Raw genomic sequence first — 17,414 nt, 5'->3', positions numbered from 1 at the left:
AGCGACCACGGTGCCGGCACGGAGGCGTCTTCTTCGTCGCCCGTGCCCGCGCCCGGCGCATGCCGGCAACCCGCTGGTGGCCCATGCCGGCCGCTGATGCCGGCAAGGAAAGCGATGTCGGCGACGTAAGCGTCGCCGACGTCCTGGCTGCGCAGGCCCGCCTGCGCCGCTTCCTGCCGCCCACCCCGCTGCACCATGCCGAGCGCTTCGGCACCTGGCTGAAGCTGGAGAACCTGCAGCGCACCGGTTCCTACAAGGTACGCGGCGCATTGAACGCGCTGTTGGCCGGTCGTGAGCGCGGTGACACCCGGCCAGTGATCTGCGCTTCGGCCGGCAACCATGCCCAGGGCGTGGCGTGGGCGGCCTATCGCCTGGACGTGCCCGCGATCACCGTGATGCCGCACGGTGCCCCGGCCACCAAGATCGCCGGCGTCGCCCATTGGGGCGCGACCGTGCGCCAGCACGGCACCAGCTATGACGAGGCCTACGCCTTCGCGGTCGAACTGGCGCAACGCCATGGCTACCGCTTCCTGTCCGCGTTCGACGATGCCGATGTGATTGCCGGCCAGGGCACGGTCGGCATCGAGCTGGCCGCGCACGCGCCGGACGTGGTGATCGTGCCGATCGGTGGCGGCGGCCTGGCCTCCGGCGTTGCACTGGCACTGAAATCACAGGGCGTACGCGTAGTCGGCGCGCAGGTGGAAGGCGTTGATTCGATGGCACGCGCGATCCGCGGCGACGTGCGCGAGATCGCCCCCGTCGCCTCGCTGGCCGACGGCGTGCGGGTGAAGATTCCCGGCTTCCTGACCCGCCGCCTGTGCACCTCGCTGCTGGACGATGTGGTGATCGTGCGCGAAGCCGAACTGCGCGAAACCCTGGTCCGGCTGGCACTGGAAGAACACATCATCGCCGAGGGCGCCGGTGCGCTGGCGCTGGCTGCTGGCCGCCGCGTCGCGGGCCGCCGCAAGTGCGCGGTGGTCTCCGGTGGAAACATCGATGCCGGCGTCCTGGCCGGCCTGCTGACCGACATCCGACCGCGCCCGCCGCGCAAGCCACGGCGAAGGCGCAGCGAAACACCCCGCTCGCCCGCCAAGGCCAGCGCGCCGCCCTCCCCCACCTCTTCCCCTTCCCACCTGCAAGCCGCAACGCCCGCTGTCGAGGAGATTTCCCTGTGACCACCATCGAACGAATTACCACCCCGCGCATCCGCATCTTCGACACCACCCTGCGTGACGGCGAGCAGTCCCCCGGCTGCAGCATGAGCCCGCCGCAGAAGCTGGTGATGGCGCGTGCGCTGGACGAACTGGGCGTGGACATCATCGAGACCGGCTTCCCGGCCAGCTCGCAGTCCGACCGCGAGGCGATGGCACTGATCGGCCGCGAACTGCGCCGCCCGAGCCTGAGCCTGGCGGTGCTGTCACGCTGCCTGCAGGCCGACATCGAAACTTCCGCACGCGCTCTGGAAGCCGCGGTCAACCCGCGTCTGCACGTGTTCCTGTCGACCAGCCCGCTGCACCGCGAGCACAAGCTGCGGATGACCCGCGAGCAGGTCCTGGAGTCGGTACGCAAGCACGTAGCGCTGGCCCGTTCCTACATCGACGATGTCGAATTCTCGGCCGAGGATGCCACCCGCACCGAGCTGGATTACCTGATCGAAGTATCGCGCGTGGCGATCGCCGCTGGCGCCACCACCATCAACCTGCCCGATACCGTCGGCTTCACCACGCCGGAGGAAATCCGCGCGATGTTCCAGCAGGTCATCGCCGGCGTCGCCGACGTGCCCAATGCCGCCAACGTGATCTTCAGCGCGCACTGCCACAACGACCTGGGCCTGGCCGTGGCCAACTCGCTGGCCGCCATCGAAGGCGGCGCGCGCCAGGTCGAGTGCACCATCAACGGCATCGGTGAACGCGCCGGCAACTGCTCGCTGGAAGAAATCACCATGGTGCTGAAGGTGCGCCAGGCCTTCTACGAGCAGGACACCGCGATCAACACTCCGCGCATCGTCGGCACCTCGCAGCTGCTGCAGCGCCTGGTCGGCATGCCGGTACAGCGCAACAAGGCGATCGTCGGCGCCAATGCCTTCGCCCATGAATCGGGCATCCACCAGCACGGCATGCTGCGCCACCGCGGCACCTACGAAATCATGCGTCCGGACGACGTGGGCTGGGAAGATTCGCAGATGGTGCTGGGCCGCCACAGTGGCCGCGCCGCTGTTGAAGCGCGCCTGCGTGCGCTGGGCTTCTGGCTGGACGAAGACGAACTGAAGCTGGTGTTCGAGCAGTTCAAGGGCCTGTGCGAGCAGCAGCGCGTGGTCACCGATGCCGACCTGCAGACGCTGATGCAGGGCGGCTCCAACGCACAGGGCTACCGCCTGGCGTCGATGACCATCAGTGATGTTGGCAGCCGCGCCAACGCGCTGGTCGAACTGTCCGATCCGGACGGCAACCGCGTGGCCGAGACCGCGCAGGGCGACGGCCCGGTCGATGCGCTGTTCGGCGCGCTGTCGGCCGCCACCGGCGTGCAGCTGATGCTGGACAGCTACCACGTGCACAGCGTCGGCATCGGCGCCGATGCACGTGGCGAAGCCAACCTGAGCGTGCGCCACGAGGGCGTGGAGTACGACGGCACCGGCACCAGCAAGGACATCATCGAAGCGTCCGCGCTGGCCTGGCTGGATGTCGCCAACCGCCTGCTGCGCCAGCGCCAGGCCGCCGCCCACAGCAGCACCGACGTTCCCACCCCCGCCACCGCCTGAGGAACCTGCCATGAGCGCCTTCGACACCCCCACCCCGGCCAGCGCCGCTGGCCAGCAGTGGAACGCCCAGGACTATGCGATCGATGCCGGCTTCGTGCCGCTGCTCGGCGGCGCGGTGGCGCGCCTGCTCGATCCGCGCGCCGGTGAGCGCATCCTCGACCTGGGTTGTGGCGATGGCGTACTCAGCACCGAGCTGGCCCTGAGCGGTGCGCGCATCCACGGTGTGGATGCCTCGCCGGAACTGGTGATCGCCGCCCGTGCGCGCGGTGTCGACGCGCAGGTGATGGACGGCCACGCGCTGTCGTTCGACAGCACGTTCGATGCGGTGTTCAGCAATGCGGCATTGCATTGGATGACGACTCCGGACCGCGTGCTGGAAGGCGTGCGCCGTGCCCTGCGCCCCGGTGGCCGCTTCGTCGCCGAGTTCGGTGGCCATGGCAACGTGGCCACGATCATCGCCGCGGTGCAGGCCGCACGCGTGGCCCATGGCCACGGCGCCAGCACGTTCCAATGGTATTTCCCGACGGCCGATGCCTACGCCGACCGCCTGCGCCAGCATGGCTTCCATGTGCAGCTGATCGAGTGCACGCCGCGCCCGACCGCACTGCCGACCGGTGTGGCCGGCTGGCTGCGGGTATTCGCCGTGCCGCTGCTGGATGACCTGCCCAGCGAGGCCCGCGCCACCGTGCGCGAGGCCGCCGCTGCACTGCTGGCCGATCTGCCGCACAACGCCGCCGGTCAGCCGCTGGCCGACTACGTGCGCCTGCGGGTCCTCGCCCGCCGTCGCTGACATGACCTTTTCGCTATCTTTCCTGATGTCCGCACCTTCGTACTTCTGCCAGGCATACGCATGACTTCTGCACCCCGCACCCTGTACGACAAACTGTGGGACGCCCATGTGGTGGTTCCCGAATCCGACAGCGCGCCCGCCGTGCTGTACATCGACCTGCACCTGATCCATGAGGTGACCTCGCCGCAGGCGTTCACCGAGCTGCGCGAACGCGGTCTGTCGCCGCGCCGCCCGGACCGCACCAAGGCGACGATGGATCACTCCACGCCGACCCTGCCGGCCGCAGCCGACGGCACGCTGCCCTATGCCAGCGCCGCCTCCGAGGCACAGGTCGCCACGCTGGCACGCAACTGCGCCGAGCACGGCATCGAGCTGTTCGACATGGCTTCGGACAACCGCGGCATCGTCCACGTGATCGCGCCGGAACAGGGCTTCACACAGCCGGGCATGACCATCGTCTGCGGCGACAGCCATACCTCCACCCACGGTGCGTTCGGTTCGCTGGCCTTCGGCATCGGCACCAGCGAAGTCGGCCACGTGCTGGCCACGCAGTGCCTGCTGCAGCGCAAGGCGAAGACATTCGCGATCACCGTTGATGGTCTGCTGGCGCCTGGCGTCGGCGCCAAGGACGTGGTGCTGCACATCATCGGCGTGATCGGCGTCAACGGTGGCACCGGCCACGTCATCGAGTTCCGTGGCAGCACCATCGAAGCGATGACCATGGAACAGCGCATGACCCTGTGCAACATGTCGATCGAAGCCGGCGCACGTGCCGGCATGGTGGCGCCGGACCAGGTCACCTTCGACTTCGTTGCCCGTACGCCGCGTGGCCCCAAGGGCGCCGACTTCGACGCCGCCGTCGCACGCTGGCAGCAGCTGCGCAGCGATGACGGCGCACGCTTCGACAGCGAAGTGCACATCGACGCCGCCGACATCCGCCCGACCCTGACCTGGGGCACGCATCCGGGTACCGCCATCGCGGTGGATGCGCCGATCCCCGCAGCCAACGATGCGGCCGCACAGAAGGGCCTGGACTACATGCACTTCCAGTCGGGCAAAGCGCTGGCCGGTACCCCGGTGGACGTGGTGTTCGTCGGCTCGTGCACCAACGGCCGCCTGAGCGACATGCGCGAAGTGGCGCAGGTACTGCGCGGTCGTCGCGTCGCCGAGCGGGTGCGCATGCTGGTGGTGCCGGGCTCGGAGATCGTCAAGCGCGAGGCCGAGGCCGAAGGCATCCACGAGATCGTGCGCGCGGCCGGTGCCGAGTGGCGCGAGCCGGGCTGCTCGATGTGCATCGCCATGAACGGTGACCTGGTTGCACCCGGCCAGCTGGCCGTCAGCACCAGCAACCGCAATTTTGAAGGCCGCCAGGGCCCCGGTTCGCGCACGTTGCTGGCCTCGCCGATGAGCGCCGCGTGGGCCGCCGTGAACGGGCACGTTGCCGATACCCGCGAACTGTTCGCACAGGAGGTGGCGTGATGGCCGGTTTCCGTACCCTGACCTCGGCCAGCGTGGTGCTGCGCCAGACCAACATCGACACCGACCAGATCATCCCGGCGCGGTTCCTGTCCACCACCGAGCGCGCCGGCCTGGGCCGCAACGCGTTCAATGACTGGCGCTGGCAGGCCGACGGTTCGCCGGTGGCCGACTTCGCCTTCAACCAGCCGCACAACGCCGGCCGCAGCATCCTGCTGGCAGGCCGCAACTTCGGCTGCGGCTCCTCGCGCGAACATGCGCCGTGGGCGCTGACCGATCTGGGCCTGCGCGCCATCGTCAGCAGCGAGATCGCCGACATCTTCCGCGGCAACTCGCTGAAGAACGGCCTGCTGCCGATCGTGCTGGACGAGGCTGACGTACAGGCGCTGATGCAACGCCCGGACGACGAGCTGACCATCGACGTGGCTACGCGCGAACTGCGAACTCCGGACGGCCGCGTCTATTCCTTCCCGCTGGATGGCTTCTCGCAGACCTGCCTGCTGGAAGGTGTCGACCAGTTGGGGTATCTGTTGGGCCGTGTCCCTGAAATCGAACGTTACGAGAGTGAGCATGCACGCTGAAATTGTTGTCCTGCCCGGTGATGGCATCGGCCCGGAAGTGGCCGCCGCGGCAGTGGCCGTCCTGAAGGCCGTCGCCGAACGCTTCAACCACACCTTCACCTTCAGCGAGCACGACATTGGTGGCGTCGCCATCGACCGTCATGGCGATCCGCTGCCCACCACCACGTTGACCGCCTGCCAGGCCGCCAACGCCGTACTGCTGGGCGCGGTTGGCGGCCCGAAGTGGTCCGACCCCAATGCCAAGGTGCGCCCGGAACAGGGCCTGCTGGCGATCCGCAAGGCGCTGGGCCTGTACGCCAACCTGCGTCCGGTGCGTACCCATGAAGCCGCACTGCACGCTTCGCCGATCAAGGCCGAGCTGCTGCAGGGCGTGGACTTCGTGGTGGTGCGCGAACTGACCGGCGGCATCTACTTCGGCGACAAGACCCGCGACGCCGACAGCGCCAGCGACCTGTGCCGCTACACCGTGGCCGAGATCGAGCGCGTGCTGCGCAGTGCCTTCCGCCTGGCCCAGCAGCGCCGCGGCAAGGTCACCTCGGTGGACAAGGCCAACGTGCTGGAGACCTCGCGCCTGTGGCGTGACGTGGCCGCGCGCATCGGCCGCGAGGAGTTCCCGGACGTTGCGCTGGAGCATCAGCTGGTTGATTCGATGGCCATGCACCTGCTGGCCAAGCCGCGCGAGTACGATGTGATCGTGACCGAGAACATGTTCGGCGACATCCTCACCGATGAAGCCTCGATGCTGGCCGGCTCGCTGGGCCTGCTGCCATCGGCCTCGCTGGGCGAACCCGGCGCGGTCGGCATCTACGAGCCGATCCACGGTTCGGCCCCGGACATCGCCGGCAAGGGCATCGCCAACCCCTACGCGACGATCTTCAGCGCCGCCATGCTGCTGCGCCATTCGCTGGGCCTGGAAGACGAGGCCGCCGCGGTGGAAGCCGCTGTGCATGCGGTGCTGGATGACGGGGTGTTCACCGCCGACCTCGCGGCCAAGGGCCAGGCCGTCAGCACCGCCGCCGCCACCGACGCGGTGCTGGCCAAACTCAACTGATCCGATAGCGCCACGCCATGCGTGGCGGCCTTTCCTTCGGACATTGCGCGCAGCCACCCATGGGGTGGCTCTACTGTAGATCCACGCCATGCGTGGATCGTTCGAATCTCGCGCGGTAGATCCACGCCATGCGTGGATGCAGCCATCCGTGCCAACCAGGGTTGGCACCCACCACCGCAGTAGAGCTACGCCACGCGTGGCTGGATTATTTGGTGGTGTACCCACCATTGACCAGAATGGTCTGCCCGGTCATCCACCAACCATCGGTGACCAGGAAGCGGATCCACGGCACGATGTCGGCGATGTCGGTCAAGCCCGTGCGGGTGAACGCGGACAGCGCGGCCGCAGTCTTGTGATACGCCTGCGCGTCGGCACTCTCGGCCGGATAGAAGAACGGCGTGTCCATCGGGCCGGGCCCGATCGCAGTCACCGAGATGCCGCGTTCACCGAACTCCTTCGATGCCGCGCGGGTGAAATGCTCGACCGGCGCCTTGGTGCCGGCATAGCTGGAATAGAACGGCGTGAACGCGCCCAGCAGTGAGGTGACCAGGGTGCAGATGCGGCCGCCGTCGTTGACGTGGCGGCCGGCTTCCTTGAGGAAGAAGAACGCCGCCTTGGCGTTGACCGCGCTCATCTCGTCGTACTCCGCTTCGCTGATCTCCAGCAGCGGCTTCTTCAGTACCTTGCCCACCGTGTTGATGGCGATGTCGGGACGGCCGACCGCTGCCACGGCATCGGCGAACAAGCGCTCCATCGCTGCGGCCGACGTCAGGTCGCCCTGCAGGGCAACGGCCTTGCTGCCCGCGGCCTGCACCGCGGCGACGGTCGCTTCTGCGTCGGCCTGGGTGGCGGCGCTGTTGTAGTGGACGACGATGGCTTTGGCGCCCTGGCTGGCGAAGTCGCGGGCAATCAGCCCACCCAGGTTCTTGGCGCCACCGGCGATCAGCACGGTCTTGCCCTTGAGGGAATGGTCGGTCATGGCTTCGGTCTCTGGAGAGGGCTGCCCGGGGTGGCAACCCTGCCCTGACGACGATATCGTGCAGAAAACGCGGATAAAGCCCGCCACATTGACTTAACTTTCCAGAGCAAGCGAACAATGGACCGGATCGATCGCTTCCGCATCTTCACCCGGGTCGTGGAGTGCGCCAGCTTCACCCGCGCCGCCGACCAGCTCGGCCTGCCCCGCTCCACCGTCTCGGCGGCGATCGCGGAGCTGGAACAGCGGCTTGGCACCCGTCTGCTGCAGCGCTCGACCCGCCGGGTGTCCACCACCCATGATGGCGACGTGTTCCATGCCCGCTGCCTGCGCCTGATCGCCGAAGTCGAAGACGCCGAAACCCTGTTCCGCCAGGACGACGCGCAGCCGATGGGCCTGCTGAAGATCGATGTACCCAGCCGCATCGGCCGTCGCATCATCGCTCCGGCGCTGCCTGGGTTCTTCGCGCAGTATCCGCAGGTGGAAGTCGACCTTGGCATGACCGACCGCGCGGTGAACCTGATCGAAGACGGTTGCGATGCGGTGTTGCGGGTCGGCCAGCTGGGCGATTCCAGCCTGGTGGCGCGCACGCTGGGCCAGCTCGACTTCGTCAACGTCGCCGCGCCGGCGTACCTGCGTGAACACGGCACTCCGCAGCAGCCTGCCGACCTGCAGCAGCACCGCGCAGTGAACTACGCCTCGCCGACCACGGCGCGGGTTGAACCGTGGGAGTGGCAGGAGGGCACGCAGCTGCGCACATTGCCGATACCCGGCTGGGTGCGGGTGAACAGCGCCGAGGCGTCGATCGCGTGCTGTGTGGCCGGGCTGGGGCTTTTGCAGATTCCGCGCTACGACGTGCAGGCCGAACTGCAGTCAGGCGCATTGGTGGAGGTGATGCCGCAGCATGTAGCGCAGCCGTTGCCGGTGACCCTGCTGCAGCCGCACCGGCAACACCGCGCACAACGCGTGCAGGTGTTCATCGAATGGCTGCTGCCGGTGCTGCGGAGCGGCCTGCAGCTGCAGTAGATCCACGCCATGCGTGGATGCATGCCGCAGTGCCAACCAAGGTTGGCACCTACCAGGGCGGTGGCCGCAGAACCCGGGGCATCACGCCCCGGATTCATCCGGCTTCACCCGGAACCACGCCGCGTACAGCGCCGGCAGGAACACCAGCGTCAGCACCGTACCCACGATCAGGCCGCCCATGATCGAGATCGCCATCGAGCCATAGAACGCGCTGCGCGACAGCGGAATCATCGCCAGCACCGCCGCCAGCGCGGTCAGAACGATCGGGCGGAAGCGGCGCACCGTCGCATCGATGATCGAGTGCCAGCGGTCATGCCCGGCATCGATGTCCTGCTGGATCTGGTCGATCAGGATCACCGAGTTGCGCATGATCATGCCCGCTAGTGCAATCGTGCCCAGCAGCGCCACGAAGCCGAACGGCGCGCGGAACAGCAGCAGGAACAGGGTCGCACCGATGATGCCCAGCGGCGCGGTCACCAGCACCATCGCCGCACGCGAGAAGCTGCGCAGCTGCAGCATCAGCAGCGTGGCCACCACCACCAGGAACAGCGGCATGCCGGCCTTGATCGAGTTCTGGCCACGTGCCGAATCCTCCACGGTACCGCCTGTTTCCAGCAGGTAACCGTTCGGCAGCTCGGCACGGATGCCGTCCAGCGTCGGCAGGATCTGATGCACCACGTCCAGCGGCTGCATGCCATCGCTGATGTCGGCACGCACCGTCACGGTTGGCAGGCGGTTGCGGTGCCAGATGATGCCGTCCTCGAAGCCATACTCCATCGTCGCCACCTGCGACAGCGTGATGCTGCCACCATTGGCGGTCGGCATCGACAGGCTGGACAGCAGCTCCAGCTGGTTGCGCTCGTCGGCCGGGCCACGCAGCAGCATCTCGATCTGACGGTTACCCTCGCGGTACACGCTCACCGACTGCCCGGCCAGCGAACTGGACAGGAACTGACTGACCTGGGCACTGCTCACGCCCAGCGCGCGGGCGCGCTCCTGGTCGATCACCAGCCGCACCACCTTGCTCGGCTCGCTCCAGTCCAGGTTGACGTTCATCACGTGCGGGTTCCCGCGCACTTTGGCCTCGACCTGGCGCGCGATCGCCTGCACCTTCTCGATGTGCTCGCCGGAGATGCGCATCTGCACCGGATAGCCGACCGGCGGGCCGTTCTCCAGGCGGGTCACGCGCATCTGCACGTCCGGGAACTTCGGAATCACTTCGTGCAGCAGCCAGTCACGGGTGCTTTCGCGCGATTTGATGTCCTTGGCCAGCACCACGAACTGGGCGAAGTTGGTCGCCGGCAGCTGCTGGTCCAGCGGCAGGTAGAAGCGCGGCGAACCGGTGCCCACGTAGGACACGTAGTTGGCGATGCCCTCGCGGCTGGACAGCAGCTTCTCCAGCTTCTCGGCCTGGGCCTGGGTCGAGCGCAGCGACGCGCCCTCGGCCAGCTCGATGTCCACCATCAGTTCCGGTCGGGTCGAATCCGGGAAGAACTGCTGCGGCACGAAGCGGAACATCATCAGCGAGAACACGAACAGGGCGATGGTCGCGGCAATTACCCACCAGCGGTGGCGCAGGCAGCCATCGAGGAAGCGACGGAAGCTGCGGTAGAACGGGCGCTGGTACGGATCGTGGTCATGCCCGTGCTGCGGCGGCGCGATCAGGTTGGCCAGCGCCGGATAACGGTCGGCCCACTGCTGGCGCTTGGCGTGCCAGCGCGCGGACAGGCTGCCCGGCTTCGGCGGCTGCGGATTGAACAGGTCCGGCAGCATCTTGTCGCCCAGGTACGGAATGAACAGCACCGCCGCGATCCACGACACCACCAGTGCGATGGTCACCACCTGGAACAGCGAACGGGTGTATTCACCGGTGCTCGATGCCGCCGTGGCGATCGGCAGGAAGCCGGCCGCAGTAATCAGCGTACCGGTCAACATCGGGAACGCAGTCGACTCCCAGGCGAAGCTGGCCGCACGCAGGCGGTCGTAACCCTGCTCCATCTTGGTGGCCATCATCTCCACCGCGATGATCGCATCGTCCACCAGCAGGCCCAGCGCCAGCACCAGCGCGCCCAGCGAAATCTTGTGCAGGCCGATGTCGAAGTAGTGCATGACGAAGAAGGTCATCGCCAGCACCAGCGGGATGGTCACGCCCACCACCAGGCCGGTGCGCAGGCCCAGCGAGAAGAAGCTGACCAGCAGCACGATCACCACTGCCTCGGTCAGCACCTGCACGAACTCGCCGACCGATTCCTCCACCGACTGAGGCTGATCGGACACCTTGCGCAGCTGCATCCCCGCCGGCAGGGTCTTCTGCAGGCGCTCGAACTCGGCATCCAGGTTGGCGCCCAGCTTGAGGATGTCACCGCCGTCCTTCATGGCAACAGCCAGGCCGATCGCCTCTTCGCCCATGAAGCGCATCTTCGGCGACGCCGGATCGGCGAAACCGCGCTTGACCTCGGCGATGTCGCCCAGGTGCACGGTGCGGTCACCGGCGCGGATCGGGAACTGGCGGATCGCTTCGATATCATTGAACTGGCCGGTCACGCGCAGCTGCACGCGATCGGTGGCGGTCTCGAAGAAGCTGGTGCCGGTCACCGCGTTCTGGTCGGCCAGCGCCTGCTGCACCTGCTGCATCGACACCCCCAGCGTGGCCAGGCGCGTGTTGGACAGTTCGATCCACACCTTCTCGTCCTGCAGGCCGACCAGGTCGATCTTGCCGACGTCGGGCACGCGCTGCAGTTCCAGCTGGATGCGGTCGGCGTAATCACGCATCACCGCATAGTCGAAGCCCTTGCCGGTCAACGCATAGATGTTGCCGTAGGTGTCACCGAACTCGTCGTTGAAGAACGGACCGACGATTTCGCGCGGCAGCGTCGGGCGAATGTCGCCCACACGCTTGCGCACCTGGTACCAGAGGTCGGGGATCTGCTTGGACCGCAGGCTGTCGCGCGCCATGAAGATGATCTGCGACTCGCCCGGCCGCGAGTACGAGCGGATGAACTCGTACTCGCCGGTGTTCATCAGCGCCTTCTCGAGCGGCTCGGTCACCTGCCGCGAGACCTGCTCGGCGGTTGCGCCCGGCCACAGCGTACGCACCACCATCGCCTTGAAGGTGAACGGCGGGTCCTCGGACTGACCCAGATGCTTGTACGACCATGCGCCGATCAGGGCGAAGGCGAGCATCGCAAACAGCACCAGCGGGCGATTGGCCAGCGCCCACTCGGAAAGATTGAAGCGGCGCACCGGCTTACTCCTTGGCCTTGGCGGCAGCGGCCGGCGCGGCCGGCTTCAGCACCGGGCGGTTCTGCCGGTCCACCGCGATCACCGGCTGGCCGGCGCGCAGCAGATGGCCACCGGCGGCAACCACCCAGTCACCGGCACCGACGCCCGACAGCACCGGCACCGATTCGCTGCCATAGGTACCGGTGGTGACCGACGCAGCCTTCAGCGTACTGTTGGCCGGATCGACCACCCACACGCTGGCGGCACCGTTGGCACCACGCTGCAGCGCGCCCAGCGGCAGCTGCAGGGTGCCGTGGCGGCCGGCACTGCTGTAGACGCGTGCGCTCTGGCCCAGTTCGACATCGGCCAGCGCATCGGCGGCCAGGCTGACGCGGGTGGCATAGGTGCGTGCCTGCGGATCGGCGGCGGCTGCGATCTCGCGGATCGTGCCCGGCAGGCGCTGGCCAGGGCGGTTCCACAGTTCCACCTCGACCGGCTGGCCGACCGCGTAGTCGCGGATGGTGGCTTCAGGCAGGTCGATCAGCACTTCGCGGCCACCGTCAGCGGCCAGGTTGAAGATGGTCTGTCCGGCGGACACCACCTGCCCGGCCTCGGCCTCGCGGCTGGCGATCACGCCGTCAGCCGGTGCGCGCAGCTGCGCGTAGTCGGCCTGGTTGCGCAGCACATCGAGGTTGGCGCGGGCGGCGTTGGCCTGGCCCTGCGCCGCCTTGAAGGCGGCGGACTGCTGGTCCAGCTGCGAACGGCTGACCAGTTGCTGGTCGGCCAGCACCTGGTAGCGCTTGAGGTCGTCGCGGGCACGCACCAGGTCGGCTTCCGCCGCGGCCAGCTGCGCCTGCGAAGCGCGGGCCTGCAGTGCGAAGTCGGCTGCATCCAGTTCGGCCAGCACGTCGCCCTTCTTCACCCGCTGACCGGCATCGACATGGCGCTTGACCAGGTTGCCACCGACGCGGAACGACAGCGGGCTTTCCTGGCGGGCACGCACCGTGCCCGGGAACGCCGCCGGGGCCTGCCCGGCCTGTTCGCCAGGGTGAACCACCAGTACCGGTACGGCCGCCTGTGGCGCCTGTTCCTGTCCCGAACAGGCTGCCAGCGCAGCCACCCACACCATACCGCCCATCCAGCGCACGATCTTCATCGGTCAACGTCCTGAAAACGCAGGGTTGCAACTAAGGGGGGAGCCGCGACTGCCGGCCCAATTTAATAAACCGGCCGGTATAGTATAAATATCGAACCGCTTGGTCTAGTATTGTCGCGATGAGTTCTCCCACTTCCCGCAAGCCGTCGGCCAAGCCCGCTGCCAAGGCCGCCGGACCCGGGCGTCCCAAGGACCTCGGCAAGCGCGCGGCGATCCTTGAAGCAGCCAAGGTACTGTTCATCGAACAGGGCTATACCGGCGTGAGCATGGACGCCATTGCCGCCCAGGCCGGCGTCTCGAAACTGACCGTGTACAGCCACTTCGGCGACAAGGAAACCCTGTTCTCCGAGGCCGTGCAGTCAAAATGCATTGAAATGCTGCCCGATGCCCTGTTCGTGGCCGACGCGGACGGCCCGCTGCGCGACCAGCTGATCGGCATCGGCCTGGCCTTCTTCGAGCTGATCACCTCCGATGCGGCGATCTCGATCCAGCGCATGATGATGGCGCCGGAGACCGACGAACGCCTGCGCGAGCTGTTCTGGCAGGCCGGTCCGGAACGCACCTGCGAGGCCCTGGCCGATTTCCTGCGCGCGCGCGGCGAACGCGGCGAGCTGCACATCCCCGACTATTACCTGGCCGGCCAGCAGTTCCTGACCCTGGTGAAGGGCGAGGTGCACATGCATATGATGTGCGGCATGCCACTGTCACCGGTGGAGTGCGACCCTCTTGCCCATGTGACCGCCAGCATCGACTTCTTCCTGCGCGCCTATGCGCCGCGAGGGGCCGAAACGGCTGAATAACCAAAACTGAACGAACCGGAGGTCGCGATGACTTCCGGCACTGCGACCCCGGCCACCCGGCAGCTGATGCTCTGGGCGCGCCGCCGGCCTCCGGCACCGGTAAAATGGCCGGCCCACTGCGCTGGATTTGAACCTCATGACGATTGATTACGCCCACGCCCGCGAACTGATGGTGGAACAGCAGATCCGTCCCTGGGACGTGCTGGACATCAAGGTGCTCGACGTCCTGGCCCGCCTGCCGCGCGAGGCCTTTGTCGCCGATGCACACCGGGCACTGGCCTACGCCGACGTCGAACTGCCGATCGGCCATGGCCAGAAGATGATGAAGCCGGTCATCGAGGGCCGTACCCTGCAGGCACTGGATCTGCAGCCGGGTGACGAAGTGCTGGAAATCGGCACCGGCAGCGGCTTCCTGGCCGCCTGCATCGGCGCGCTGGCGCGCGACGTGCTGAGCCTGGAGATCGATCCGGAACTGGCCGCCGCCGCGCGTGCCCGCCTGGACGCTTCCGGCCTGGGCACCAACGTCCGCGTGGAAGTGGCTGACGCCCTGTCCTGGCAGACCGAACGCCGCTTTGACGTGATCTGTGTCACTGGTGCCGTCGACGTGGTGCCGTCACAGTTCGCTTCGTGGCTGCGTCCGGGTGGTCGCCTGTTCGTGATCCACGGCCGCTCGCCGGCGATGGAGGCCCTGCTGGTCAAGGCCGACGGCAGCACCGAGTCCCTGTTCGAGACCGATATCGATTACCTGCGCGGTGCCGCCCCGGCACCCCAGTTCCACCTCTGAGTCCAAGGAAGCCGCAATGATCCGCCGATCCCTCGCTGTTGCGCTGGCCACTGCCCTGCTGCCGTTGTCCGCCCATGCCGCCGACCTGCTGCAGGTCTACGAGATGGCGCGCAACGGCGATCCGCAGCTGTCCGCCGCCGAATCGACCCGGCTGGTCGACAAGGAAGGCGCCGTGCAGGCGCGTGCCGCCCTGCTGCCGCAGATCAACGGCCAGGCCACGCTCAACCGCACCCGCGCCGAGGCGGACCATGATGCCAATTCCGGCACGGTCACCAGCAAGCGCCGCAACTACACGATCGAGGGCAGCCAGACGCTGTTCAACTGGACCCAGATCAACAACCTGCGCTCGCAGCGTGAGCTGAGCAAGGCGGCGGACTTCACCCTCGATTCGGCCAATGACAGCCTGATCGTGCGCACCTCGGCGGCCTACTTCAACGTGCTGGTGGCGATCGAATCGCTGAACGCTGCACAGACCAATGAAGCGGCCGCGAAGAAGCAGTTCGACTTCGCCGACAAGCGCCTAGAAGTGGGCCTGGCGCCGATCACCGACGTGCACGAAGCCCGCGCCCAGTACGACCAGGCGCGCGCCAACACCATCGTTGCGCAGAACACCCTGGCCGACAACTACCAGGCACTGACCGAACTGACCGGCCAGCCGGTGGTCAACCTGCGTGGCCTGCCGGCGGACTTCCGCCCGGAAGTGCCGGCCAACCGCGGCAACATCGACGAGCTGGTGCACCAGGCCACGACCGGCAACCCCGCGCTGAAGGCCCAGGAACTGAAGGTCAGTGCCGCCGAAGCCGGTGTGCAGGCCGCCCGTGGCGGCCACTACCCCACCCTGTCGCTGGGCGGCAGCTGGGGCAAGAGCGCCACCTGGGGTGACAGCACCGGTGCCGGCTCGCTGTCGCCGGACGCGCGCACCAACAGCATCGGCCTGACCCTGAGCGTGCCGATCTTCGCTGGCGGTGCCACCCAGTCCAACGTGCGCCAGGCGCTGGCCCAGCGTGACATCGCCCAGGACGGCTACGAGCAGCAGAAGCGTGCCCTGGACCGGAACACCCGCAATGCCTACCAGACCCTGGTGCAGGGCATCAGCGAAGTGGAAGCCCGCCGCCTGGCGGTGGTCTCGGCGCAGAGTGCGTACGACGCGTCACAGGTTGGCCTGGAAGTCGGTACCCGTACCGTGCTGGATGTGATCCAGAACCAGCGCATCCTGTTCTCGGCGCAGCTGGACTACGCCCAGGCCCGCTACACCTTCCTGCAGAACCGCCTGCTGCTGAGCCAGTCGCTGGGTGCGCTGGACGTGGCCGAACTGCAGGACGTGAACCGCCTGCTGACCCAGGACGCGGGCAACCCGGCAACGACCACGCACTGAGTCGTCAGCCTGCCGGTCACGAAGAAGCCACCCGCGAGGGTGGCTTTTTTTGTTGGTCGCGCTACGGAAGCATGCATCCACCGACCGTCAGCCGGGCCAGACCCGCATCCGTTCGACGGCGGCCAGCAGACACAGGGCGATGGCGACGGGCGCCAGCACCGGCAGGGCGCGTGATCGTGGTGCCCCTCCGCGCAGCACGGCCAGGCACACGGCCCCCATCATCAACAGGCTTGCCGGGCCAGGCAATACCGGCAGGCTGCCCATTGGCGCCCACAGCGCCAGCAGTGCCGCCGACAGGACGACGACGACCGGCACCAGCCTCTCCCGGAAGCCCTGGGATTCGTCACCTGCCGTCGGCCACAGCTGTATCGCCAGCCGCGCAGCCAACATCAGCAACACCAGAACGAGCGCCGCCAACCCGGCCACTCCCGCAAGCGGCAGCAAGGGCATCATCCAGTCCAGCTGAGGGTGATGCTGCAGCGCCACCGACAGAGGGCGCGTGCTGGCCAAGGCCGGAAATTCAACCAGGCCAGCCTGCAACGCGGCCAGTACGATCAGCAGCACCATGGCCAGCAGCACGCACGCCAGCAGCAGCGGCGGCCGTGCCCTGGCCTGCCTGCCGATGCCAGGAAATCCCAGCGCCAGGCCAACGGTGGCGAACACACCGAACAGCGGCACGCTCGCCGCCAGTACACCGCCGATCCCGAAGCGATAGGGTGCCGTTGCCGGCGGCAGCCATGGAATCCAGTACGCGTAGTGCACATGGCGGGCTGCAAGCACCAGCAACAGCAGGCCGATGCCGATCTTCACCGTCAGCAGCACGCAGGCAACCAGCACCACACGGTGTGGCCGCAGCAATCCGACCACGGCAAGCAGCAGCAGGCTGGCAGCAGCCATCAGTTGATCCGGCATCCCGTTGCCGGTCTCGATTCCACAACCGGCCAGCAGCGCATGCAGATGGCTGGCGATGGACTGCGCCACGCCCGCGGCAGTCACCACCAGTTCCAGCAGCAGCGCGCTACCGAGCAGAACGGCCGGTACGCCTCCCCAACGGTCCCGCAACACGCCATGCAGGCCATCGGCGGGCCATTGCTGGTTCAGGGCGTGCAGGCAGTACAGCAGCGGCCCCGTGCCCAGCGCGGCCAGCAGCAGGCTCAGGACGATGGCCGGGCCTGCCTGGGCTGCAGTGTGCTGGCCAACCAGCGCGACCACGCTGCCTCCCAGCAGCAAGGTCAGTGCCACCACCACAAGGCGATCGCCGTACCCGGGCTCATCGATGTCGTCGGGGCTGCTGTCGCTGTCCATCGCAAGTTCCCTTGATATCCGCCCAAGCGCGGTCGACAGCAGACTGACACCCTGTTCCGGGAGGCGGTATCGGAATACGCGCCCTGCGCACCACGATGTGACGGCAGGCACGTT

The 17,414-nt window shown here is 67.6% G+C and carries 14 protein-coding genes; 10 read left to right on the top strand and 4 right to left on the bottom strand.

Going from position 1 to position 17,414, the window contains the following annotated elements; translation table 11 throughout:
- Window positions 1-83: 83 nt before the first annotated feature.
- From AC5P57_RS14875 to leuB, 6 genes are read left to right on the top strand one after another with little or no spacing between them, the layout of a single operon-like run.
- A complete protein-coding gene (locus AC5P57_RS14875) occupies window positions 84-1,175 on the top strand; it encodes a threonine dehydratase (RefSeq protein WP_262235323.1) in 1,092 nt (363 codons plus the stop codon).
- The gene (locus tag AC5P57_RS14870) at window positions 1,172-2,758 is read left to right on the top strand and encodes a 2-isopropylmalate synthase (RefSeq protein ID WP_262235324.1); all 1,587 of its coding nucleotides are present in this window, start codon (window positions 1,172-1,174) and stop codon (window positions 2,756-2,758) included. Before AC5P57_RS14875 ends, AC5P57_RS14870 begins: the two co-directional genes overlap by 4 nt.
- 10 nt (window positions 2,759-2,768) lie before the next feature.
- A complete protein-coding gene (locus AC5P57_RS14865) occupies window positions 2,769-3,548 on the top strand; it encodes a class I SAM-dependent methyltransferase (protein WP_495219642.1) in 780 nt (259 codons plus the stop codon).
- A 60-nt stretch (window positions 3,549-3,608) separates the two neighbouring features.
- The gene (leuC, locus tag AC5P57_RS14860; RefSeq protein WP_099551978.1) at window positions 3,609-5,027 is read left to right on the top strand and encodes a 3-isopropylmalate dehydratase large subunit; all 1,419 of its coding nucleotides are present in this window, start codon (window positions 3,609-3,611) and stop codon (window positions 5,025-5,027) included.
- The gene (gene leuD, locus AC5P57_RS14855) at window positions 5,027-5,605 is read left to right on the top strand and encodes a 3-isopropylmalate dehydratase small subunit (RefSeq protein ID WP_065200767.1); all 579 of its coding nucleotides are present in this window, start codon (window positions 5,027-5,029) and stop codon (window positions 5,603-5,605) included. The genes leuC and leuD overlap by 1 nt, the downstream gene beginning before the upstream one ends.
- Complete coding sequence (leuB, locus tag AC5P57_RS14850) at window positions 5,595-6,656, top strand: 3-isopropylmalate dehydrogenase (protein WP_099603911.1); 1,062 nt, start codon at window positions 5,595-5,597, stop codon at window positions 6,654-6,656. Before leuD ends, leuB begins: the two co-directional genes overlap by 11 nt.
- A 205-nt stretch (window positions 6,657-6,861) precedes the next feature.
- Here leuB and AC5P57_RS14845 read toward each other — a convergent pair whose 3' ends face one another.
- Window positions 6,862-7,635 carry an SDR family oxidoreductase gene (locus tag AC5P57_RS14845; protein ID WP_262235326.1) on the bottom strand — a complete coding sequence of 258 codons (774 nt, stop codon included), beginning with the start codon at window positions 7,633-7,635 and terminating at the stop codon, window positions 6,862-6,864.
- A 117-nt stretch (window positions 7,636-7,752) separates the two neighbouring features.
- On the opposite strand from AC5P57_RS14845, the gene AC5P57_RS14840 reads away from it, so the two are divergent.
- Window positions 7,753-8,658, top strand: coding sequence for a LysR family transcriptional regulator (locus AC5P57_RS14840; RefSeq protein ID WP_262235327.1), 906 nt, complete (start codon window positions 7,753-7,755; stop codon window positions 8,656-8,658).
- A gap of 81 nt (window positions 8,659-8,739) precedes the next feature.
- Here the strand turns inward: AC5P57_RS14840 and AC5P57_RS14835 are convergent, their stop codons facing one another.
- On the bottom strand, window positions 8,740-11,901 hold the full coding sequence (locus tag AC5P57_RS14835; RefSeq protein WP_262235328.1) for an efflux RND transporter permease subunit: 3,162 nt from the start codon (window positions 11,899-11,901) through the stop codon (window positions 8,740-8,742).
- Between the two features lie 4 nt (window positions 11,902-11,905).
- Window positions 11,906-13,036, bottom strand: coding sequence for an efflux RND transporter periplasmic adaptor subunit (locus AC5P57_RS14830; RefSeq protein ID WP_262235329.1), 1,131 nt, complete (start codon window positions 13,034-13,036; stop codon window positions 11,906-11,908).
- 119 nt (window positions 13,037-13,155) lie between these two features.
- Between AC5P57_RS14830 and AC5P57_RS14825 the strand changes: the two genes are divergently transcribed.
- From AC5P57_RS14825 to AC5P57_RS14815, 3 genes are all read left to right on the top strand, one after another.
- Window positions 13,156-13,836 carry a TetR/AcrR family transcriptional regulator gene (locus AC5P57_RS14825; protein WP_099551984.1) on the top strand — a complete coding sequence of 227 codons (681 nt, stop codon included), beginning with the start codon at window positions 13,156-13,158 and terminating at the stop codon, window positions 13,834-13,836.
- Between the two features lie 136 nt (window positions 13,837-13,972).
- The gene (locus tag AC5P57_RS14820; RefSeq protein ID WP_049398378.1) at window positions 13,973-14,620 is read left to right on the top strand and encodes a protein-L-isoaspartate O-methyltransferase family protein; all 648 of its coding nucleotides are present in this window, start codon (window positions 13,973-13,975) and stop codon (window positions 14,618-14,620) included.
- A 16-nt stretch (window positions 14,621-14,636) separates the two neighbouring features.
- A complete protein-coding gene (locus tag AC5P57_RS14815; RefSeq protein WP_099551985.1) occupies window positions 14,637-15,995 on the top strand; it encodes a TolC family outer membrane protein in 1,359 nt (452 codons plus the stop codon).
- A gap of 87 nt (window positions 15,996-16,082) precedes the next feature.
- Here the strand turns inward: AC5P57_RS14815 and AC5P57_RS14810 are convergent, their stop codons facing one another.
- Window positions 16,083-17,300, bottom strand: a complete 1,218-nt coding sequence (locus AC5P57_RS14810; RefSeq protein WP_262235330.1) for an amino acid transporter — start codon at window positions 17,298-17,300, stop codon at window positions 16,083-16,085.
- Window positions 17,301-17,414: the final 114 nt, after the last annotated feature.

The organism is Stenotrophomonas sp. YJH_SMC_79, assembly GCF_059367995.1.
This window is presented reverse-complemented; position numbering and strand designations above follow the sequence as displayed.